This window comes from Prevotella sp. kh1p2, assembly GCF_900111525.1.
In the GTDB taxonomy this organism is placed as follows: Bacteria; Bacteroidota; Bacteroidia; order Bacteroidales; family Bacteroidaceae; genus Prevotella.
This window is the reverse complement of record NZ_FOHY01000028.1, coordinates 1-22,667: the sequence shown is the minus strand read 5'-3', so window position 1 is coordinate 22,667 and position 22,667 is coordinate 1. Positions and strand designations below refer to the sequence as shown.

The 22,667-nt window shown below is 52.2% G+C and carries 15 protein-coding genes and 1 pseudogene; 3 read left to right on the top strand and 13 right to left on the bottom strand.

Annotated elements, in window-relative coordinates:
* Positions 1-357: 357 nt before the first annotated feature.
* Both BMW31_RS12655 and BMW31_RS12650 read left to right on the top strand, forming a co-directional pair.
* A complete protein-coding gene (locus BMW31_RS12655) occupies positions 358-855 on the top strand; it encodes a gamma carbonic anhydrase family protein (RefSeq protein WP_091826537.1) in 498 nt (165 codons plus the stop codon).
* 12 nt (positions 856-867) lie between these two features.
* Entirely contained in the window at positions 868-1,161 is a 294-nt protein-coding gene (locus BMW31_RS12650; protein ID WP_091826544.1) for a nitrous oxide-stimulated promoter family protein, read from the top strand.
* Here the strand turns inward: BMW31_RS12650 and BMW31_RS12645 are convergent.
* From BMW31_RS12645 to BMW31_RS12585, 13 genes and pseudogenes are all read right to left on the bottom strand, one after another.
* Positions 1,118-1,699: a sugar O-acetyltransferase gene (locus BMW31_RS12645; protein ID WP_091826535.1), complete on the bottom strand. Its 582-nt coding sequence runs from the start codon at positions 1,697-1,699 to the stop codon at positions 1,118-1,120. The genes BMW31_RS12650 and BMW31_RS12645 overlap by 44 nt on opposite strands.
* A gap of 106 nt (positions 1,700-1,805) precedes the next feature.
* Positions 1,806-2,942 carry a serpin family protein gene (locus BMW31_RS12640; RefSeq protein ID WP_177166329.1) on the bottom strand — a complete coding sequence of 379 codons (1,137 nt, stop codon included), beginning with the start codon at positions 2,940-2,942 and terminating at the stop codon, positions 1,806-1,808.
* A gap of 307 nt (positions 2,943-3,249) precedes the next feature.
* A pseudogene (locus tag BMW31_RS12635) lies at positions 3,250-4,431 on the bottom strand (serine hydrolase domain-containing protein); the annotation flags it as partial.
* Between the two features lie 6 nt (positions 4,432-4,437).
* Positions 4,438-5,262 (bottom strand): N-acetylmuramic acid 6-phosphate etherase, encoded by an 825-nt coding sequence (gene murQ / locus BMW31_RS12630; RefSeq protein WP_091826529.1) that lies wholly within the window; start codon positions 5,260-5,262, stop codon positions 4,438-4,440.
* 11 nt (positions 5,263-5,273) lie between these two features.
* A complete protein-coding gene (locus BMW31_RS12625) occupies positions 5,274-6,119 on the bottom strand; it encodes an ATPase (RefSeq protein WP_091826526.1) in 846 nt (281 codons plus the stop codon).
* The gene (locus BMW31_RS12620; RefSeq protein WP_091826542.1) at positions 6,116-7,276 is read right to left on the bottom strand and encodes an acyltransferase family protein; all 1,161 of its coding nucleotides are present in this window, start codon (positions 7,274-7,276) and stop codon (positions 6,116-6,118) included. Before BMW31_RS12620 ends, BMW31_RS12625 begins: the two co-directional genes overlap by 4 nt.
* Positions 7,277-7,282: 6 nt before the next feature.
* Entirely contained in the window at positions 7,283-8,509 is a 1,227-nt protein-coding gene (locus BMW31_RS12615) for an exo-beta-N-acetylmuramidase NamZ family protein (RefSeq protein WP_091826524.1), read from the bottom strand.
* Positions 8,506-9,843, bottom strand: coding sequence for an MFS transporter (locus BMW31_RS12610; RefSeq protein WP_091826522.1), 1,338 nt, complete (start codon positions 9,841-9,843; stop codon positions 8,506-8,508). The genes BMW31_RS12615 and BMW31_RS12610 overlap by 4 nt, the downstream gene beginning before the upstream one ends.
* Positions 9,844-9,849: 6 nt before the next feature.
* Positions 9,850-11,328 carry a glycosyltransferase family 2 protein gene (locus BMW31_RS12605; RefSeq protein WP_091826520.1) on the bottom strand — a complete coding sequence of 493 codons (1,479 nt, stop codon included), beginning with the start codon at positions 11,326-11,328 and terminating at the stop codon, positions 9,850-9,852.
* Between the two features lie 6 nt (positions 11,329-11,334).
* Positions 11,335-13,242, bottom strand: a complete 1,908-nt coding sequence (locus BMW31_RS12600) for an outer membrane protein assembly factor BamB family protein (RefSeq protein WP_091826539.1) — start codon at positions 13,240-13,242, stop codon at positions 11,335-11,337.
* A 2-nt stretch (positions 13,243-13,244) separates the two neighbouring features.
* Positions 13,245-16,295 carry a golvesin C-terminal-like domain-containing protein gene (locus BMW31_RS12595; protein ID WP_091826518.1) on the bottom strand — a complete coding sequence of 1,017 codons (3,051 nt, stop codon included), beginning with the start codon at positions 16,293-16,295 and terminating at the stop codon, positions 13,245-13,247.
* Positions 16,296-16,399: 104 nt separating this feature from the next.
* A complete protein-coding gene (locus BMW31_RS12590) occupies positions 16,400-18,115 on the bottom strand; it encodes a RagB/SusD family nutrient uptake outer membrane protein (protein WP_091826516.1) in 1,716 nt (571 codons plus the stop codon).
* Positions 18,116-18,147: 32 nt separating this feature from the next.
* Positions 18,148-21,504, bottom strand: coding sequence for a SusC/RagA family TonB-linked outer membrane protein (locus BMW31_RS12585; RefSeq protein WP_091826514.1), 3,357 nt, complete (start codon positions 21,502-21,504; stop codon positions 18,148-18,150).
* A gap of 1,018 nt (positions 21,505-22,522) precedes the next feature.
* Here BMW31_RS12585 and BMW31_RS12580 point away from each other — a divergent pair.
* Positions 22,523-22,667, top strand: a 145-nt coding sequence (locus BMW31_RS12580; protein ID WP_143049209.1) for a helix-turn-helix domain-containing protein, incomplete at its 3' end; no start/stop codon positions are given.

Below are 22,667 nucleotides of genomic sequence, written 5' to 3'. Positions count from 1 at the left end.
GGGGGCTTCGCGCCCCCAGCCGCAAGGCAAACCTCCGCGGTGTTTTTCATGGGTTATTCACCACGGAATGTTTGCACTTCTAAGTGGAAAGAGCACAAGTGTTGGAATGAAGAAGCCGGGTGGACAATCAGTGCTTTTGATTCCTTGCTGCATGGGAAAAGAAAGGCTGATGGGATGCTTCGGGAACTTTCGACACTTGTCGCACAATCATACGACACTTGTTACACAATCGTGCGACAAGTGTCGAAAGTTCTGGCATCTAATCTTTAAATTGTCTTAGGCATTGTCAAAGACATGTATTGCTTATTTGCCGATGTGCCGGAAAGTTTGTATTTTTGCGGGAAAGAATACGAAGAGATGGCTTTAATCAAGGAAGTGAACGGCAAACAGCCCCAGTGGGGCGAGCGTTGTTACGTGGCGGAGAATGCCACGCTGGCCGGCGACATCGTGATGGGCGACGACTGCTCGGTGTGGTTCGGAGCCGTGCTGCGGGCCGATGTAGACGCCATTCGCCTGGGTAACCGCGTGAATGTGCAGGATGGTGCCTGCCTGCACCAGACGCATGGCAGCCCCGTAGTGCTGGAAGACGACGTATCGGTAGGCCATGGGGCGGTGGTGCATGCCTGCACCGTGAGACGTGGTGCGCTGATAGGGATGAACGCAGTGGTGCTTGACGATGCCGAGATAGGCGAGGGCGCCATCGTGGCAGCCGGCGCGGTGGTGCTGAGCGGTACGCATGTAGGTCCGTACGAGATATGGGCGGGCACGCCGGCCCGCTTCGTTAAAAAGGCTTCGGAGGATGCTGCCATCACTTACGCGCAGCATTATCAGGAAATAAAGGAATGGTATCGGTAAGGTATGCGGATAATGGCAGCTAAGACAGAAGAGGAAAAGCAGACGGTAAGGCTAATGGTGGAGCTCTATTGCAGGCACAAGCTCAAGTGCAAGGAGATGCCGACTGCATACCGTGAACTGGCCGACTATGCGTGCCGCAGGCTGGACCACTGCCGGTGGAAGGCCTACAAGCCCACCTGTAGACGGTGCCCGGTGCACTGCTATTCGCCCGAGAAGCGGGCGCTCATCCGTGCCGTCATGCAGTGGACTGGGCCCCGCATGATTATCTATGCGCCGATGGCGGCTCTGCGTCATCTATTCTCTTGATGACGCGACAGGGGTTGCCGGCGGCAAGCACACCATCGGGCAGGTCGTGGGTAACCACCGATCCGGCGCCAATGGTTACGTTGTTGCCTATCGTTACGCCCGGTACCACCACCGTGTTGCCGCCTATCCACACGTTGTTGCCTACGTGTATGGGCAGTGCATACTGCATGCCGGCGTTGCGGAGCCTGGGTTCGAGCGGATGGCCGGCCGTATAGAACGAGCAGTTGGGCGCTATGAAGACGTTATCGCCGAAGGTTACTTTGGCCTCATCGAGGATAACGCAGTTGGTATTTGCAAAGAAGTGTTCGCCCACTTCGATATTATATCCGTAGTCACAAAAGAACGGTGTAACGACGTTGAACAGCTTTCCGGCACGACCGAAGAGTTCCTTCAGCCGCCGGTTGCGTTCCTCTCGCTGCGAGGGCGGCATGCGGTTGATTTCAAAACACGCTTCTTCACAGCGGAGCAGGTCGGCTATTACAGTCGGGTCGCTGGCCAGATAGAGCAGTCCTTGCTGCTGTTTCTCTTTCTCGGTCATGGGTTACGAAGTCTGAAAAGAGGCCACTCTTCACCGTAAGCAGTAAGAAGTGGCCCCTGATGTCTATAAAGTTTACGTTGCTGTAGTTTCACTGCAGGGAGTAGGTTTACTTAAAGGTGCCAACGAAATAAATGCTGCCGGTGGTGTTCTCGGTAATGATGTAGATAAACGGACGGTTGGCATGGAACACTGCCGTGGGAACCACATAGGCTGTATCTCCAACGGTGCTTATCGTTGCAGTGGTGGCCTCTGTGCCTTTCTCGTTAACCTCAATGGTACATTTTTGCTTGAAAATACCAATGAAAGTATCTTTATCGCTTAATCGGGAGAAGTCGGCCTTAGTCTTGTCAAACATATCTTCCATGCCAAGAGCTTTGAGCACCGATGGCATGTCGACACTGTATTCGAAGGTAAACTTAGGCAGCTGGACATCCACCTCATAATCACGCATCGACATCATGGTCTCCTGCCAGTCGGTACTCTTTAGCGATGCGAGAACTTCTTCTACCGTTACACCCTCTTTGGGCAGCAGCACCTGCATGCTGTAACCGTTGTTGCCATAATCCAGGTGCAGCATGTCAAAATTGGCGAACGAGCCGTAGAGATAATTCTCTTTTATCTGCATCATGTCTGTCTGCTCCTTTTCGCCGTCGGCATGGGTAAATGTTTCTTTTGTTGTCTTTTTGCTGTCAAACTCTTTATTCCAAATTCCTTTAAAGTAAATAGCGTTGAGTGCCATCATTCTTGTATTGTCCGGCATGTCGGTTATGATGTTGGATATCTTGCCCTTTGTCTTGTCACTTGTCCAGCTGTTAACCTCCTTGAGCACTGCCTGCTTGTCGCTGAAGTCGAGGTTCTTTACTTCTGCTCCATAGGTCTGCTTCATAGACGTAATATAGTCGTCCTTAATGGGGAATGGTTTGTCCAAAAAGAGTCCGTTTGCAATGCTCACCTCGGTGCTTGCATCTACTTTCGAGGCTCCGCTTATCAGCTTGCTGCAAACGCTATTCATGTTCGTCTCGCTGTCATAACGTAGTGCATTCAAAATCTGTTGTTGAGTTTCGTTGGCACTTCCATTCTCAAGCATGGCGAGTACATAGGTGGCGCTTAGGGGCGATATCAAACAATTCTGTTCGTGGTTCTGCTGCAGCACTTCGCGTGACAGGTTAAAAGCAAAGTCGTTGTTTGCCTGCACCTGCTGGTGTTCAGCTTCTGTTAGTTCTATCTTTATGAGTGGTGGCAAGGGTCTGTTGGTAACGGTATAACCATCGTCAGAACACGATGTGAAAGCAACCAAAGCAATGATTGCAAGCTGAAAAATAGTTTGGTGTTTCATGATTTATGTTATTAGTAAATGTTGATAATGTCTGTTCTTCTTTTAGAATGGTGAATGATGCTGGTCATTATATCATCTATAAAGCAAAGATAGAAAAACTAATAAAGGCTGCCAAACAAGTTCTATTAATTGTTTTTAAAATATTCAATCAGAGATATACAATGATAGGGAGCCCTTGGAAAGGCTCCCTAATATCGCAGTTCCTTTATTGTAAGATGGCTGCTGCAACGGAATTGGCCACATAGGAGCGTAGAGCAATGCAGCTGCCCTTGCCGTCGGGATGTACGGCATTGGTGAGGAGGATAACGCTGATGTCGTTTTCAGGGTCGATAACGATGCTGGTTCCGGTGAAACCTGTGTGCCCGTAGGCGGCATCGCTCAGCAGGTCACCCTTGTTGGTAGCATAGTCGGTGAACACATCCCAGCCGGGTGTACGGCCAATGTTGGCCACACGACGGGGCACGGTGCGCATGCACTTAACGGCCAGCGGGCTCAGGATGCGGTGCCCGTTCCACTCACCGCCATTCTGCAAGGCGGCACAGAGAATGGCTACATCGGCTGCTGTGGAGAATACACCGGCGTTACCGGATATGCCACCGTTCATGATGCGGGCCAGTGGGTCGTGTACAATGCCCTGCAGCACCTTGCCGTCGGGCTGCTTCTCGGTGGGAGCGCACTGCCTGGCCAAGGCCGGCGAGGGGTTGTAGTCGGTATGGCTCATGCCCAGAACATCGAAGATATTCTCCTTGGCAAAGTCGCGCAAATTCTGTCCCGATATGGTCTCGATGATACGTTGCAGGGTGATGTAGTTCAGGCAGCTGTACTGGAAATCTGTTGTAGGTTCAAAGTCGCGCCGGCAGTGGGCTATGTAGTCTATCATGCCGTCGCGGTTGGGCGCTCCGTATTTGGCCTTGAGCATGTTTACATCGGCATAAGGAGGCAGACCGGAGGTGTGGGTCATGAGGTCTACGATACGGATGGAGGTCTGGTTTCCCTTGTCATCTTTCCAGTTCTCAAAGCCCGGTATGTAGGCGTCGACCCTGTCCATGAGCCGCAGCTGACCGCGCTCTATCAATATCATGGCGGCAACGGCCGTGGACATGGACTTGCTGCACGAGGCCATATCGAACACCGTTTCAACGGTCATGGTCTCCTTCTTGGGATAAACGGACTTGTGGCCGTAAGCTTTCAGGTAGGCCATCTTGCCGTGACGGACTACAGCCAGAACGGCTCCGGGGATGTCGTGGCGGCTGATGGCCCGGTTGATGGCCTGGTCGGCATATGCCAGTTTGGCGGCATCCAACCCTACGCTGGCCGGTGCTACCTGCTCCAAAGGCTGGGCCCGGAGGGCGAGTACGGCACAGAAAACCATGAGAAATATGGAAAAACGCTTCATATCAGTTTATTTTAAATCGTCGTTTTGATAGGCATCAATGGCTGCCTTGACCGAACCGTACATGAGGAGAATGCGCTTGGCGTGGTTGTATTCCAGCCCCAGCTCGTCGACTATCATCCGCGTACCGCGGTCTATGAGCTTCTGGTTGGTGAGCTGCATGTTTACCATGCGGTTGCCCTTGACGCGGCCCAACTGAATCATGACGGAGGTGGAAATCATGTTGAGAATCATCTTCTGCCCAGTGCCTGACTTCATGCGAGAACTGCCCGTAACGAACTCGGGACCTACTACCATCTCAATGGCCACATCGGCTTCTGCCGCCATCGGTGAGTCGGGGTTGCTGGTAATGCAACCGGTGAGTATGCCGTGGGCACGTGCCTGGTGCAGGGCACTGATAACGTAGGGCGTGGTGCCCGAGGCGGCTATGCCGATAACGGTATCCTTGCTATTGATGTGGTGCTCCTCCAGTTCCTGCCAGCCGCGTTCGGTGTCGTCTTCAGCATTTTCTACGGCATTGCGCAGGGCTGTGTCGCCGCCGGCTATCAGTCCGATGATGTGGGTGGGCGGTACGCCGAACGTGGGTGGAATTTCTGAGGCGTCGAGCACGCCCAGGCGTCCGCTGGTGCCGGAACCCATATAGAATATCCTACCACCTTTGCGCATGCGCGGCACAATCTGCGTGACGAGCTTCTCTATCTGCGGGATGGCCTTCTCAACTGCCAAGGCCACCTTCTTGTCTTCAGTGTTTATGTCGACGAGCAGCTCGTGGATGGACTTTTTCTCTAAATCGTCATACAGCGACGACTGCTCTGAAATCTTAATAAAAGCCATGTTGGTGTGAGTTAAATTCTTCCGGTGTGATAAGCTACCAGGCCTTCCATCGGTGCCTGGATAATTTGGCCCAAGGTCATGCCTTCGGCTTTGAGTGCATCCTCAAGCGGCCGACGGTAGTAGTAGGCGATGGAGCCGTTGAAGCCTATGGGCAACGTGTTCCAGCCCTCGTACTGTCTGACATTGCGCACAAGGAAGCGGCGGAAACTGTCGACAACAAGACTGTAAATGGCAGGCTCGTCGATGTTCTCGGCCAGGAATGGTACAAAGCTGGCCAGGAAACGGTTGGGCAACTTCTGGCGGTACACGCGGTCTATGATTTCGGCATTGGTAAAGGGGAACTTCTCATGGAAGCGGTCGATAACCGACTGGGGCAACTGATTCTTGAGAACATCGCCCACCAGCGTCTTACCCAGTACGGCTCCACTGCCTTCATCGCCGAGGATGAAGCCCAGTGGCGATACATTCTTTGTAATCTTCTCTCCGTCATAGGCGCAGGAGTTGCTGCCGGTGCCGAGTATGCACGCGATGCCCGGCTGGTGACCACACAAGCTGCGGGCAGCAGCCAGCATGTCGGTGGCGACCTCGCAACGACCGGTTATGTTGAGATGTCGTTTGAGGGCTGCCTCCAGAATGGGCAGTTTCTCCGGCGTGCAACCGGCTCCGTAGAAGAAAACATCTTCTATGTTTGTTGTGGGAAGTTGCGGAACGAGTGACGTGAGGATTTCCTGCGAGATTTCATCTTCTGTCTGAAAGAATGGGTTGGTACCGCGTGTTTTGATTTCCTTGATGCTTTGTCCGTTGTCGACTACGCACCAATCGGTTTTTGTAGAACCGCTATCTGCTAATAATATCATAACTTTATAAATATGTTTTTCTTGAATAAAATAAGTCCTATGCACCAGTTGATGCCCACGTAGAGCAAAGCCCAGAGCAGTGAAGCTGTCTTGATGCTGAACACGGGCAACAAAATGCCGTTGCAGACCATAGACTGAACCGTGTCACCGGCTAATGGAACGATGCTGATAGGAATGAGCAACAGATCGGAGAGAACGTAGAGTGCCAGTGGATTGACACCGAATACCTGAAAGAAGCGGGTTGCGGCATCCTGGTGGCTCTGCTTGTCAATGAGCCATGTGAGGAGTGCCAGCAGCGTTGAGCCCAGTCCGCAAGTAACTATAGCGAAAGTAGGAGTCCACAGCTTTTTGCTGATGGGGCAGCCGTAGGCCAGCAGGAAGCCGGCAAAGGTCAGCAGGGCACCGATAATGAAAAGGCGCTCTATCTTGTCGTTCAGATTCTGCAGTTCCATGACATATTTGCCCACGCAGAAGCCAATGAGTACATGAGCCAGGGCGGGCAAGGTGCTCAGGAGCCCTTCAGGGTCAGGCGTCTCCCAGCGGTACACGTGACTGTGGCCTAATATTGCGTCGTCAATAATGGCAAGAATGTTGGAAGCATCGTGAGCATAGCCGTTGCAACACACCAACAAGATATAATAGCCAATGAAGATGACGGCGACGAGCCAGGGAATGAGTTTGTGCCTGACGGACAAGGCTATGACAGCGGCAAGTCCGTAGCAGATGCCCAGACGGGGCAGCACGCCGAGAATACGGATATGGTCGAAAGTGTTGGCCGAAACAAGCAGTTTCTGCGGTAACGACAGAGCTGCGTTGTCGGGGCTTATCATGCCGCGTGTGAACATGATGAGCCACGAAATGGCAAGTCCGATGAACCAAAGCAGAAAGGCACGCTTGAAGATTTTACGGGCACACAGTACGGACCATTGGAATTTGAACTTCTTGAGTGACAGATAGGTTGTTATGCCCATAATGAACATGAAGAACGGGAACACCAAATCGGTAGGGGTGAGTCCAAACCAGTCGGCATGCTCTAATGGTGCGTAGGTCTGGTCGAAACCGGGATTGTTCACCAGTATCATGCCGGCTATGGTGATGCCTCGCAGGATGTCGAGAGCGAGAATCCGTTGTTTGGGGTGAGCCACTGTTGTTGCCATTTCCATTTATTTATATAGGTAATATTTCTTTGCTGTCTGCCTGAAAGTATCAACGTCTTTATCCCAATAGGGCTTTGCGTCAGACCACAGATGGCGCTTCATGAACAGCTGACGTATCTGCTTGGAGCCGCAAACCTTGTCAATCATGTCCTTACGGTTCTGTGATGCCTCGGCCAGAATATCGTGGGAGGGATAGAGTTTATAGAGTTCCTGCAGGATGTAGAACTGTGTATCACAGAGCCGGGCTCTTCTGTAATCAGTGAAGTAGACCTGCACACCCTGCAATTCCTGCCCTTTGCCTGGGCCATAGAACGGTGTGTAGTAGATGGGGCGGAACCTGACGCCGGGCAGACGGAGAGAGTTCATGCGCCCGGCAAATGCAGAAGCCTCAATCCAGGAGGAACCAAAGAGGCGGAAGGGCAGCGTGTAGCCAACGCCGATGGAAAAGTTGTCGAGCTCACCTACTATGCCCGATACAGCGTAGAAAGGTGCGGTGGCAGCTTCGGGGATGTGGGGGGAGGACAGCACCCACGGCAGGCCGGTGTCTTCGTAGGTCATCCGTCGCTTCCATTTTTTCATCTTGATAACTTCAAGGTCGCATTTCGCGCCGAGAAGGTTCTCCCCATTGAGCAGCAAGGCCAACTCGCCCGGCGTGAGACCATAGATGTAGGGAACCTTGATTTGGCTCACGAATGAGATGCAATCGTCCTCAACCAGATTACCCTCTATCTTCTCACCACCCAACGGATTGGGACGGTCGAGCACTATAACCTTGATGTGGCTTTGGGCTGCAGCTTTCATGATGTTGGCCAGTGTGCTGATATAGGTGAACGAACGGCAGCCAATATCCTGAATATCATACACAAGCACGTCGATGCCTTTCAGCATTTCGGGCGATGGCATGCGGTTCTTGCCGTACAGTGAATAGACTGGCAGACCTGTTTCCGGGTCGGAATTGTTGCCCACGGCAGAGCCGGCATGAGCGCTGCCACGGAGTCCGTGTTCGGGTCCGAATAGTGCTACGAGTTTTACATTGGGTGCAGCAGCCAGAATATCAATGTCTGATTGCAGGTTGTTATCTACACCTGTAGGGTTGGTAACCAATCCTACCCTAAGTCCATACAGTGCCTTAAAGTCCTGACTTTTCAGCACTTCGATGCCCGTCTTGACCCTTTGGGCAGAAATGCTGCCCGTAAGGAATAGGACAAGTGTCAATAAGCATAATCTTTTCATTGGCTGTTGTGTTTGCGTCCGTAGTCCTTATCTATTTTCTTTCTCACGAAGAATGTGACGACTACCGTTGCGAGGCAGCAAAGCATCACCATCCAGAAGAACAGCTCGTAGCCAAGCCATTCCTGAATATAGCCAGCCATCATGCCGGGTATCATCATGCTCAGAGCCATGAAAGCCGTGCAGATGGCGTAGTGGGCAGTGGTGAATTCGCCTTCGGAGAAGTACATCATGTAGAGCATGTAGGCCGTGAAGCCAAAGCCATAGCCAAACTGTTCGATGGCAACACAGGTGCTGATGACGGTTAGGTTTGTAGGGTGGCTCATAGCCAAGTAAACAAAAGTGGCACAAGGCAAGGTCATACAGGCTGCCATAGGCCACAGGGATTTCTTCAATCCCCATCTGGAAGCAGTGATGCCACCAACGATGCCGCCGATAGTAAGGAACAGAACTCCAATAGTACCATAGACAATGCCCACGGTATCTGTAGCCAGTCCCAGGCCTCCCGTTTGGGTAGATGCCAACAGGAAGGGGTTTACCATCTTTAGCAGAAAGGCTTCAGGCAGACGGTAGAGCAGCATGAAGACAATGGCAAGCAGCACACCCGGCTTATTAAAATAGGTAACGAAGGTTCTGCCGAACTCGTAGATGATTTCCTTTGCCTTACCTTTGGTATCTCCTGATATGTGAGGAACATCCGCCGCCGGACGGGGTATGACAAAGGTATGGTAAATGGAGATAACGGTGAAGAGCACGGCCGTAATGGCCATTGTTATCTGCCAGGACATCGGGATGTTGCCGGTTTTGCGTTCCAATGCGCCTGCAATGTAAACCAGAACGCCTTGGCCGAAAATAGAGGACAGCCTGTAGAATGTGCTGCGGATGCCAACAAAAAAGGACTGGTCATCCTGTTTGAGAGCCAGCATGTAAAAACCGTCGGCGGCAATGTCGTGCGTAGCCGAGGCAAAGGCAGTGATAATAAACAGCAGCAGCGTGAAAGTGAAAAGACTTACGGGAGTCTTCATCCCCTCGATAACGGCTGCATCAGGATGCGGAATGGAGAGTGTGAGCAGGACAAAGGCAGCACTCATCAACAGCTGCATGCCCAAAATCCACCAGCGTTTGGTTTTAATGATGTCTACAAAGGGACTCCATAGAGGCTTGATAGTCCATGGCAGGTAAAGCAGACTTGTGAACAGAGCCATTTCTCCATTGGGAACACCCATCTTGGTGAACATGGTCACCGAGATGTTGTTCACAATGAAATAGGGTATTCCTTCTGCAAAATAGAGCGTGGGAATCCATGCCCATGAGGAACGGTTAATAGTTTTGCCCATGTTCTTTTATTTTACGGCTTGCTTGTTCAGGGCTATGCGTGCCTGTAACTCCCAAGTGCGAATGCGGTCCTTGTACAAGTTGTTGCGGTTCTCTTTCTCAATGCTCAGGTTGCCGTCAGAGTTGTCGTCCCAACGCCGACAGTTGTACAGCGCGTCGAATATTCTTCCTATCTGGTATTTCCGCGAGATGGCCAAGCCTAAGGCGTAGTCTTCGCCATAGTTTACATTGGGCAAGTTAATCTGCCGGATGACAGGAGTAAAAAATGCACGAGGTGCCCCCAGTCCGTTAATACGCAGGGCATTGTTGCGTCCGTTCTCAGGAGTCCATTCCTTGTGATCTACCTTTCCCGGTGGCAGAATGTTCAGGTTGATGTCGGTTAGCATATATGAACCGATAATCATGGCACAGTTCTGCGCATAGAAAGCATCGACAATCTTCTGCAAAGTGTCCGGACCGGAATAGAGATCGTCACTGTCGAGCTGCACGATGAACTTTCCGCATTTTGGATGGTGGGCAGCTATGTTCCAACTACCACCTACACCCACATCCTTACGTGTGGGAATAATGTGAATCAGCCTGTCATCTTTGATTTCGTCAATGGCTTCTGTCGTACCGTCTGTTGAGTGACACTCAGGGCCGTTCTCTACCACAAAAACATTGTATTTGAAGGTTGTCTGTTGGCTGAGTGCACTGTTGATGGCATCCTTGATGGTGCGAATACGATTGCGAACTGGTATCATGATGGAAGCCTCATATTCGAATTCAGTTTCTTTCAGCGGAACATCGGGAAACTCAGGCTTCAGGTATCCGCCCACATTTTTCAGGTATTCTGTGCAGGCTTGCTCCATTTCTATTTGCGAAGCGCGGTTGCGCGGGTCAACGTAATCAAAGAGCTTCTCGCCGGTTTTCCGGTTGTCGAGTTCAACTTCGGAATAAAGGAACTCGTTGATGTGTACAAAGGAGACTTGCTCTGATAGCTTGAGCCGTAAATCGTAAAGTCCGGCAGCCTTGTAGTTGCTCGTCATGCGAGCGGCTGCTTCTTTCAAAGCAGAGGTTCTGATGAGAAGAACGGAGCCGAAGTCGAAGTCGTCTCGCAAGCTGCCCTGCTGGTAATCGATAACCGGAGCTTCTGTCCGCTTGCCGTCGGCAGAAATCTGATAATGGTCGGCGTACAGCATACCGGCGCCTGTGGCATCCGCAATCTGCAGCATGCGCTCCAAGGCGTAGAGGCCAATCTCCACATACTGCTTCTTGATATAGAGCAGGGTGAAAGGAGCTTCGGCCTGAGCGGCAATCTTACGCATCGTGTCGCTGCTCTTGAGAGTGTCTATGGTCATAGTCTCGTCAGCATCTGCCACCTCTTCTGGTGATGATTGCATCACGATAATTCTGTTCACCAGCTCTTGCCCCTTGAGGCTACCGAGCGTCTTTATCAATTCTTCTTTTCCGGCCATAGGCAGGAAGCAATCTACCATTTTTTTCATTTATTCTTATTGTTTAGTTGTATATACTTGCTTGTTTATATGCAGTTTTCCTATCAGTCCGTCTTCATTGGTAAACAGAACTTCCGTTTTACTCAAAGGAACTACTGTGTTTACCAGTGTGTTACCGATTTTATGTTTCCAGTAGACTTTGCCAGTACGACCGTCAACAGCGAAGATGAGACCGTTTTTGGTTGAACTGAACACAATTCCGTCTTTTTCTGTCAGCATCACGGTTGCATGCTCATAACCAAATCCTACGTTTGCTGCCCAAAGCTCTTTGGGCTTTTCCGTTGCGGCCGAGTAGCATACAGTGCTGTCCTGCATGGTTTTGGCATAAATGCGTTTTAGGTCTGATGAGATACCGATAGATTCTCGGACTTTACTCTGATATGTTCTCCAAATCTGCTTGCCAGTATGTAAATCCAATGCCGTCATGGCTCGTTCCGGGTCTACGATGAAGACTTTGCCGTTGCTGCTAACAGGCCATACTGCCGCCGGTGAATAGTGCATGCCTTTGTCTTGGCATGTAACCCATTTCCAACAAAGAGCACCAGTTTTTTTATCCAATGCGTATAGCGTGTTGTCCCAAGCACCGAAAATGATTTTGCCATTAGCCACCAAAGGCTTGGTCTCGATGTAACCGTGGGGCGAATGATTGCTCCATCTCACCGTTCCATCCTTTAATCTGATGGCTCTGAAACAGCTGTCGCTGCCTCCGATATATGCTGTGCCACACTCGATGGTGACAGCGCTGACTACAGGTCTTCGCGTCTTGACTTTCCAAACGAGTTTACCGGTACTTGTGTCAATACCGTAGATGTTATTGTCTACTGACCCCGCAACAACCATATCTTGTCCTACGGCCGGCGTTCCCACAATTCGGCCGCCCGTCTGGTAGCTCCATTGTTTTCTGCCTTCTTGCAAGGAGTAACAGCTGATACGCCCCAGATTGTCGGCAACATATATCCTTCTTTTACTGACAACAGGCGAAGAGTATATCCCGGCATGGGAAGCAATGACCCATTCTTCCTTTACCTGCGGATATTGTTGGTTCACAGAAAAGTCCGGCCGTGCAGCAGTTGGACGGCATGTAGTGTAGTCTGGCTGCAATGATATGGCTGCCCAGCGGAACCGAGGTTTGCCTACGGGGTGGGTATAAACAATCAGCGAATCGTTCGTTACATCGTATTCATTGTACTGTCCGTAGGCTTGGTCTTGCTGTCTGAGGTTCGAAACATTGATAATCCCAGGTATGCCGTCATAGCAGAAGAGGTGATTCTGGTGGTAATGTCCGCCCAGGAAGGCGACAATCGGATATTTTCGCACAGCATCTGTCACGTCGTACCAGTTGTCGATGTCCTGCGGCAGCAAGGGCATGTGGGTAATCAGGAAAACGGGCTTGTCCTTTTCACCGTTGCCGGTAAGCTCTGTCTTTAGCCATTCTATATCTTCTGGTGCCACATGTCCTAATGCCATGCGCATCAAAGGACCGCTGCTAAAACCTAAAAACAGGTAGCCTTTATGGTCGAACTCGAAGCGTTCGTAACCGAAAATGCGCTTAAAATCCATGCATCCGCTTTCGCTCCATTTCTGGTCATGATTACCCATGATGATGTAGTAGGGCACGGTCAGCTTATCCAGTTCCTCTTTGGCAACGTGCAGCGAGGCGTAATCGCCTTCATCGGCTATGTCTCCTGTAACCAGAACGAAGTCCAAACTGTCCGTGGAATTTATTTGGCGGATAGATTGTTGCAGGTCTTCCGTTGGCGCATTCTTCTTCACATTGATGTGAATATCGGTAAGCAAGGCAAAGCGGAAAGGCTCGCCGGCGCATGCCGGTGCTGTGCCTTTGAGCACTGACCATAGCAACACGGCCAGCAGCATTCCGTATATATGCTTGCTACGTTTATTCATTTTCATTTACACAGGAAAAGCAGAATGTTCTGCATCAGCGCATCTCGCTGGTCAGAACTTTTGATGGATTCAAACGGGAAACCCAGTACAACGGTTTTCCAATGATCTTTCTCCGAACCTCCGAATACGACTCCTGCGCTTAATTTGTTTTCCGAATATCTGAACGCAGTGTAGGCGCATGAGTCTGCCGGCTCAATGGCATCGGGCGATTCTACCACATAGGATTCCTCGTTGGGCTTGTTGTAATAGATTAAGATAACTTTCTTTTCGGTAAAAGGCGAAGCAACGGTCTCTATGGTTCCCTCTACAGCGGCCCTGTTGTTGCGCCACTTGTATTTCAGAATGTTCTGCGCAAAAGCCTTGTCGTTGTCCTTGGCAGTGGAGAGAGAATTGAACCAGAGGTCGCTGCCCACATAAGAACCCGAAACAAACACCTTGCCTCCGGTTTGGCAATAGTTGGTTAATGCCTGTTGCAGGTCGTCGTCGAAAGTCTTGAACCGCAGCGGCACAACTCCCGGCCGTCCCATTTTTGTTTGTTTCTCTTTGCCCAGTATCAGGTCAATGGCTGCATATTTGTCGGTATCAGCCAGCTTCTTTTCACATGCTGCGGCTTTGCTGGCTGAAACAAAGCTGTAGCCTGCCTTCAGGATTGCCTCGCCGTGCAGAGCCGGATAATCGAAGTTGTTGCCGGCGATAACGAGCTTTTCGTAATTGCCATAACTGTCGCCGAAGCCTCCCGAGTCGTCATCGGTCCAAGGAATGGAGCGGCGGAACTCTTTCATCCTGCCCGTGTAGCTTATCAGGTTGTTGTAAGGTACGCCGTTGTCCTCATCGGCCAAGAAGCCCGCCCACTCATCATTGGCCGAAACGAAATCGTCCGGGCCGCTCACGCGGTCAAATCCGTTGATGACAAGTACTGGTTTCTGAACAGACCGGGATGAAATTCCTACGGAGAGAATTTCGGAAGGGAAACTCTGTCCGCCCTTGTTCAGGGCTGTTACCTTGAAACTCACAACCTGATCTTTGGGAATTTCGCAGCGATAAGTTGTCGCCTTGACCACGGTGCCGTTGTCAAAGTCACCGTTGCCTATACGTTTGTAGACAATGTATTTCTCGGCCGTTGCAGTTGGTTCCAGTGAGTCTGCAACAGGAGTCCAGCTAAGCCGAACCCTCTGCTTCTCATCCAATACGGCTGCAAAATGGCTAACCGGCAGGGGCTGCACCACATATTCGTAACCATGGGAGTCACTGAGAAACCGCAACATTCCTTTATAGATGGCCCTGCTGACGCTGAACTGAAAACGCGGGTCGAGTCCGTAGCGCATGTCGGCAAAGTTTTCGTGCGATAGCAGTTCCAACAACATAGCCGGTACGCGTGGCTGCCAGGCCTCGAAATAGCGGGAGTCCCACATGCCTCGACGCGTCCACTTGGGTTCGTGCAGGGCTCTGATGTCGCGCGTAATGCTTGTTAGCACCAGGTCGCACAAGTCATGGTTGGCTTCGCGTGATGTGCCGTCGGCAAACTTGCCTCCGTATTGGCTCACCTGATAGATACCCAGTGTGCCGATAATGGAATCGCCGTAAACCGTCCCCGCGTCGCTGTGAAAGGCAAAGGAGAGATCAATCGGGATGTTGAGACCTTTGTACTCCGGCGCAGCCTTGGTGCCTCCTGCCAGATAGTTTACCCATGCTCCGCGGTTTTTATAGTCGTCTGAATAATCATCCAGCCCATGAGAGGGGGAGTAAATGCTGTCAGGTATTCCAGCCCACTGCAGCCAGTAACGTGCTCCCTCCTCAAAGCGCGGATAGCCGCTCACCTCGTAGGGATAATTGATTTTTGGCTGCCAGGCATTGCGAGCCATGCGCTTGTTGCTCCTGTCGGTTTTCGTGTTGGGCGAGATACTGTCGGCCTCGGCCCTGCGGGCGATGTTGCCCATGCCTCCGCCAAATCTTACTCCGTCGGCTGTTACAATCTCGCCGGCCTTGGCGGTGTGGTTAGTCAGCACGACCTTGCCTTTCGTTCCTTTGTAAAAAGCGAATGTTCCGAGATAAATCCACGTGCCGCCGCCCATCTTCTGGTTAACGGAGAACGTGGTTTTACCGTCCTTGTGGTAAACCGTATAACGGGCATCAGCCGCACTGTTGGGCAGCGTCTTGTACGATACGTACACCGCATACTGCCGCTCCCGGGGTATATCGGGCGTCCAGCTGATGGTGCTCTCGTCCTTGCTCTTGCTTACCGTTTCAGCCTGGCGGTAGGTTCCGTCCGTAAAGGGGTTGTCAAACTCCGTGTAGCAGTTCTTGGTGTAGGCAAATCCCTTACCGCTGCCTGTTGTCCAAGGCTTGCTGCCGGTGGTCTCCTGATAAGGTGATGTGGCCAGCTGCTCATCGTTGTCAACAACAACCTCGTAGGGATTGGCGTCCCGTTCGCGCGGCGTCAGAGTAATGGCTCCTGCGTTTTCGAGCATGGGAATGAGGAAAGGCAGCACATAGCTTTGGGTATATTTGTCCTCTACAGTCTGTAGCATGCGGGCACGTTGCCACTCCCAACGGGCCAGTCCTTGTTCATAGTAGGCTCCGTGGCTTTGCCACAAGGCTATGTGCCTGCCCTCCAAACCTTTGGTAGCTTTATAGGGTTTGTCCGTATTCTGTACCAGGGGGATGTCGCTGTCGTTAGTGAAGGCGGGGCGTTTGTCCCGCTTGTCCTGCTCTGTTCTGGGTATGAGGCTGCGTATATCCTTGCCGTCGGTCAAAATACGAATATCCTCCCTGCCTGGCTGCTGCGGCAAGTTTTCCCTGAGTGCCTGAAAAATCTGGTTACAGTTCGTTTTTCGGAACGGAACGTAAGAGAAATTACGCGAGGCAAAAATCGTGAGAACGCCGTCCTCCTGTCGCGTTGAGTCGACGCTTACCTTGCCCGTCTGCACGCCTTGGGTGAAACGGTTGAGCACCGTCTCAACCGTTGTTTTCTCTCCCGGGGTCAGTGCCTGAGCTCGTAGTATGGCCGGCATCATAGCCCCGATAAACATACATCCGCATACAATTCTGTTCATTTCTCTCGGAATACAGCTTCAATTATTAGGTTTATAGCTGCAAAGATAACGAAAAAGCACCGAAGTGCAGCGACTCCGGTGCTTTTTTACATTTATTATACCTCTTATTTATCCCAGTTCGGATTTTGCTTGATATTCTTGTTCAGCGAAATCTCGTTGGTCGGAACCGGATAGAAGTAATACTTGCTTTCAAACGTGCGCGTCTTCGATGTTGCAACGATGTAGTTCTCAGCGTTCACCGTCGAGCTGTTGTCTGTTACATTGGTAAGGTTGGCACCCAGGTTGATGTTGGGATACTTCTGGCTGTCCAGCTTGTCCAGCTGGTGCCAACGTACGAGGTCCCAGTAGCGGTACCAGTTGTCGGCCATGAGCTCGCAGCGGCGGCAACGACGAATTTCCCATATCAGATTGCTCACGTTCATGTTGTTGGCAGGGTCGGCAGCAGGCTGCAAGGTCAGGTTGGGCAATCCGGCACGTTTCTCCAGCAAGTTGACAGTGTTGTCGAGGTCGGCCTGGGTAATGGTTCCTAACTCGGCCTTGGCCTCGGCTTCATTCAGCAGGATAACTGCATACCAGTACAGCGGAGCATCCGTGTAGTTGGTATTGGTATTCGTACGGTAATAGGCTTCTACAGAGGTATTGTCGTATTTCCTGATGGTATAGCCGGTAGACGAAGTCATCTGCGCCGAGCCTGACGGCAGCCCTTGTTCATTCAGCCGGGCCCAGCCGTGGCCTTTAAAGCAGATAATGGAATCCAGCAGAACACTCAGTCGCTTGTCGCGGTTGTTCAGTATCTTGGCAATGGAGTAGTTGCCGTTGGCGTTCTTCACGGCCTTGTCGTCCTTGTCCATGCTTGTTGTTGCCAGCGGTTTGCCGTCGGTGAAGAGGAAAGCGTCAATGGCATCCTTCGTAATGCCATATTGCTCTGAAGAACTGTTGGTGTAGTCGCAGAGGCCGTGCATGACAATGTCCTTCTCGTAGTTGCGATAGAAGATGATTTCCTTGCTCTCGCCTAAGCTCAACGAATTGTAGATGTCTCCGTAGTTGTCGCTCAGTCCGAAGAGACCGGAGTTCATGATGGCTTCCGAAGCTGCCACCGATTCCTGCAAGAACTTCTGTGCGCGGCTGGCATCGGCGGCCTTGCCGTTGTCGGCCTGCGTGCGGTATTTGCAGTAAGTTCCCTCGTAGAGGCAGATGTCGCTTTTCATGGCCAGTGCCATTTCCTTGCTCCAGGCCGTTTTGTCGCTCACCGAGGGCAAATTGGCAATGGCATAGTTCAAGTCGTTGAGCACCGAGTCCATCACAACGTCGCGGTCGTCGCGGTCGCCCGAAACCTTCTCGTCCTCCGGATCCAGGATGGGGTAGTCTATCCACTCCACGTCTCCGTATTCCCTCACCAGCTGGTAGTATTCCCAGGCTCTGTTCAACCGGCCTATGGCTATAAAGCGGTTCTTGTCCTGAGCGGCAAGTGTAGAGCCCTGCAGGCCCTGCAGCATGTAGTCAATGCGCCTGATTTCGGTGAACGGTCCCGACCAGTTTGTCGAGGTGTTGGGAATGGTTTTGTAGGTCCAGTCCTCAAATCCGCCGCGTGCCTGGTCGTCGCTGAGGCTCTTGAAGTAGAACCATCCGGCGCCGCCAGCCTGACTGAAGCCTACATAGTTGTCATAGAACTTGTTGCTGTAGCTGGTTACGTCGTTGAGGTTGCTCCAGAAGGCGGGGTTATTGGTAAACGTGTCGCGCGGCGATTTCTCAAGAAAATCGTTGCAGCTCGACAACAGCAGCACCGAAGCTGCGAACATATATATTACAGACTTTTTCATATCATCAATGTTTTGAGATTGTTCTGATTAGGTTAGAGAGTTACCTGTACGCCAAAGGACCATGTGCGCGTCATTGGGTACGTGCGCCCCCAGGTTCCATACGTGAGGTTGCCTTGCCCGGCATTCATCTCCGGGTCGATGGGCAGGTCGCCGCTTCCCTTGTGCAGTAGGCAGAGGTTATTCACGCTGGCGTAGATGCGCAGCTTCTGGATATAGAAGCGTTTGGTGAGTTCCTGCGGCATGGTGTAGCCCAGGGTGATGTTCTTCAGGCGCAGGTACGACATGTTAACCAGGTACTTGCTCTGCGGATAGTAGTTGTGGCTGCCACCGTAGGACGACAGTGCCGGTACGTTACCTGCGGATTCGTTGCCGGAGTACAGGCAGGGGAAGTCGTTGTTCTGGCTGATGTTTACGATGCCGTTGTCGGGGTCGTAGATGTTGTAGCTGGTCTGGTTGGCATAGATGGCCACGTCGGCATCACGCATTTCGGGGAATACGATAGATGAGAGTGTCCACATGTCGCGCTTGCCCACACCTTGGAAGAAGAGGTCGAGGTCAAAGCCTTTGTACGTTCCGCCTACGCGGAAGCTGTACTCATAGCGCGGCAGGGTGTTGCCTATTACTTTCAGGTCGCCGTGGTCATCCACAGTTCCCTTGCCTCCGTCAATTACGCCGTCGTCGTTCAGGTCCTTGTACTTGATGTCGCCGGGCCCGTAGACGAAGTTGTTGGTCTGTATGCCTGTCTGGTCGGCTATACCTTTCTTATATATCCAGGAGCCGTCAGGGTTCTTGCCATCGAAGTCGTCTTCGGTAAAGTAGCGGTCGGTCTCAAAGCCCCAGATGTCTCCCCAGGTCTCTCCTTCGTAAGCGTAGGCCCTGGCTTCGGTGTGGCCTATCAGCTTGGAGGTGTTGTTCCATTTGGTAATGGTAGACTTGGAGTCGCCGATGCTGAAGTTGGCATAAAGCCCCAAGTCCTTGTTAAACTGCTTGCGCCAGTTCAGACTGATTTCCCAGCCGCGCGTGCGCAGCTGTCCCGCGTTGGTAAAAGGTGCTGCTGCACCAATGGCCGACGGCAGTGCGTTGCCCGGAGCGAGCATGTCCTTGGTAGTGCGCTGGTACCAGTCGGCTGTCAGCGAGAGCTCATCATTGAGGAAACTCAAGTCCAGACCCACGTCTAATGTGTGTATGCGTTCCCATGTCAGGTTGGCCGATACCCAGCTGGGCATGTCAAACTGATTAACCTTTCCGCCCTTTCCGTCGAGCCATGTGAGCTTATCGGGCGTGATGGGCGATATGGTTGAGAGGAACATGTTGCTGCCTATGGCTTCGTTTCCTATCTCTCCGTACGAGAAGCGCAGCTTACCGTTTGACACGTACTGGTGCAAATCCTTCCAGTAAGCCTCCTCGGTGAAGCGGTAGCCCAGCGAGAAGGAGGGGAAGAAAGCCCACATGTCGCCTGTCGGGAAGTGCGAGCTGCCGTCGTAACGGCCGTTGAGTTCCAGCAGGTAGATGCCCTTGTAGTCGTAGTTAATGCGGCCGAAATAGCCTGCCGAGGCACGGTCGCCGGTCTCGGAACCGATGGTGGCCTTAGCCATGTCGCCGTAGGCGAGGTTCAGTTCGGGATAATTCTCGTCGTAGAGTTGTGTCCGCTCCACGTCGAATTCATCCGACCTGTAGTTCTCGCCGTTGATACCAACCATCACGTTCAGGTTGTGCACCTCGTTCCATGTGTGTGCGTAGTTCAGGTAGGCGTTGGCGGTCCACCTGTTCATCTTGATGTTCTGCCTATATACGGCAGTGGTAGAAGGCTGCACGATGTAAGTGGGCGTTGTGCCGGTCCAGTTCATTCCGTACACGCTGTGGTCGCTCGACTTGTAGTTGAAGTTGTCAATCTGGTAAGTATAGTCGGCATTCAGCGTCAGGTCCTTGGTGAGGTGAGCCGTGGCGAAAGCGTTGAGGCGCAGGATGTCGTGCGTGTTCTTGATGCGTGAAGCCTGTTTCTGCATGGCCACCATGCGGTAGTCGTACTCCGTTCCGTCCTCACTCTGCATGATGCCCGAGGGGATAAAGAACGAGCCCCAGCGCCACAGGTACTGGTAAATGGAGCTGCTGTTGGCACGGCCCATGTTGCGGCGCGTGAAGTTGATGCGTGCGCCAACGGTGAGCCAGTCGGTAACGTCGGTCTTCAGATTAACGGTAGCACTGTATTTGTTCAGCTTGCCGGGGTTGAATTTCATCACATCCTGCTTGTATTTGTAGCCGAACGAGGTGTAGAACGTGGTTCTGCCGCTGGCACCGGAAATGGAGAAGTCGTGGCTCTGCGACGGAGCTGCGCTGTCGTACCATATCTTCTGGATGTCGTAGTCGGCATAGTACATGGGCTGTCCGTTGATGAAACGGAAGTCGCCCACGTCGCTGTCGTCCTTGTAAGGGCGCATGATGCTGTAGCCCTTCTTGCCTCCGTTCTGCTCCTGCCACTTCTGTGCGTAGGGCAACAGCTGGTCGAAGTACATGCCGAAGAGCTCAACCGAGGCGGCGCCACGGCGGGCCTTGGCTCTCATGGCAGCCTCCAGCTGGGTGGGAACGTCAGGGAAATCGGGCAGATAGGTGGAGTTGTCCCAGCCAAAGTTGTTGTCGTACTTCACCGAGATGCGGTCGCCTTTGTTGGCCTGTTTCGTTGTGATGAGTATCACTCCAAAGGCAGCGCGGCTTCCGTAGATGGAAGACGAGGCAGCATCCTTGAGCACCGATACGGATGCTATGTCGCTGCCGTTAATCATGGTGAGGTCATCGGTAGGCACACCGTCAACAACGATGAGCGGTGATGAGTTCTGGCTGTTGGACAGCGTGCCCAGACCGCGGATGCGGATAGAGGGCTGTCCGTTGATGTCGCCACTCGTGCTGGTAATGGTCAAGCCCGGAACGGCACCCTGCAGAGCCTTGGCCACGTCCTGTTCCGGACGGCTGGCGAGGGTCTTCTCCAGGTCTACGTTCGACACGGCACCCGTCAGGTTCACCTTCTTTTGCTGTCCGTAGCCTATAACCACGACCTCATCAAGCAGGGCGTTGTCGGGTTCCAGCTGTACTTTCATGCCGTCGGAGGCTTTCAGGGTTACCGTCTTGTAGCCCAGGAAAGTTATTTTCAGTCTGGCTCCGGATTCCACACTGAGGCTGAAGTTGCCGTCAGCATCGGAAACGGTACCGCGTGTGGTTCCCACTTCTGCAATGCTGGCACCGATTACGGGCTCGCCTTTCTCGTCAACAACACTGCCCTTTACGATAGTGCTGTTTTGCGCAATACTCTGTGGTTCGGGCGTGGCAAGCACGAGGTTGCCCGTCGTTCCACATGCAAGAAACAGTGCTCCAAGGAGAACTAATTGTCTTTTCATAAGCGTGTTTTTTGATATTATATGTTATGTTCTGTAAGTTTTGTCCATGGTTCAGATACCGGCCCGGCTGCAACCAGCCATTGGCAGCGATTGCGTTTAGGCCTGCATTCTGATGCAAATTTATATTTTTTTTGTATAACTGCAATGGATTTTCGCGTTTTTCTTTATCTTTCGTTCCATTTACTCAATATTCTTGGAAATTTTACAGGTCTATCCTAACGGTGTTGCTCCACGCAAAAGGCTACCTGCCGCGGCTGCTCCGGCAAGCCGGAATGTCAAAAAAACATGCCTGAAAACGCTGCTGTCTCTCCACAGCAACCAGCAAACGGGAACGCCGATGTTGGCACTCGAAACCGGCAGAGAGGTGTATCAGCAACCCTGATTGATGCCTCCGGTGAGCTTGAAGGATAGCTTCAAGGCTGCCGGAAGATGCTTCCGGGCGGATCGGAAAGCCGTTTCGGCACTGCTGGAAACACGCTTCAAAGCCGCTGAAAAATGTCAGGAAAACGCAAACTGCTGATACCCAGCCGTTTAACAGCGGGCCTGTTTTTGCGTAGGTACGCCCGGGTACGCAGCCGGTTGCAAATAACGCAAGCACGGAGAGGCTTTTGTCAAACAAATTACAACCATCATCCGGTATCTTCGCTTACCCCTGTTGCCGGTCGCAGGAACCACAGCTTGCTGCGTTGCCTCATGCCGGGTGGTGTGCCCGGGCTCGTTGGCTGCCGCCGGCTTTGTGGCCTTTTGTTATGCCGGGCCGGTGGCTTTGCTCTTTCTGCCGGGCCTGCCGTGGTGTCCGTGTGGGCGGCCAGGGCTCGGTTCTCACCGCGTTTGCTGCTCTTTCCACTTAGAAGTGCAAACATTCCGTGGTGAATAACCCATGAAAAACACCGCGGAGGTTTGCCTTGCGGCTGGGGGCGCGAAGCCCCCAAAGAGCATCGTCGGATAACTTAAGCAATACAAAAAAGGAGGGGAACTTTCGTCCCCCTCCCTGGGATTAACTAATTTTGTATTGCGTATGTATAAACAATTAACCCCGGAGCAAAGATACACAATAAGTGTGTTACTCCAAAGAAAATGCTCACTTAGTTTCATCGCGGGTACCATTGGGGTGTCCGTGAGCACGGTTAGCCGCGAACGCAGGCGCAACTCCAAGGCGGATG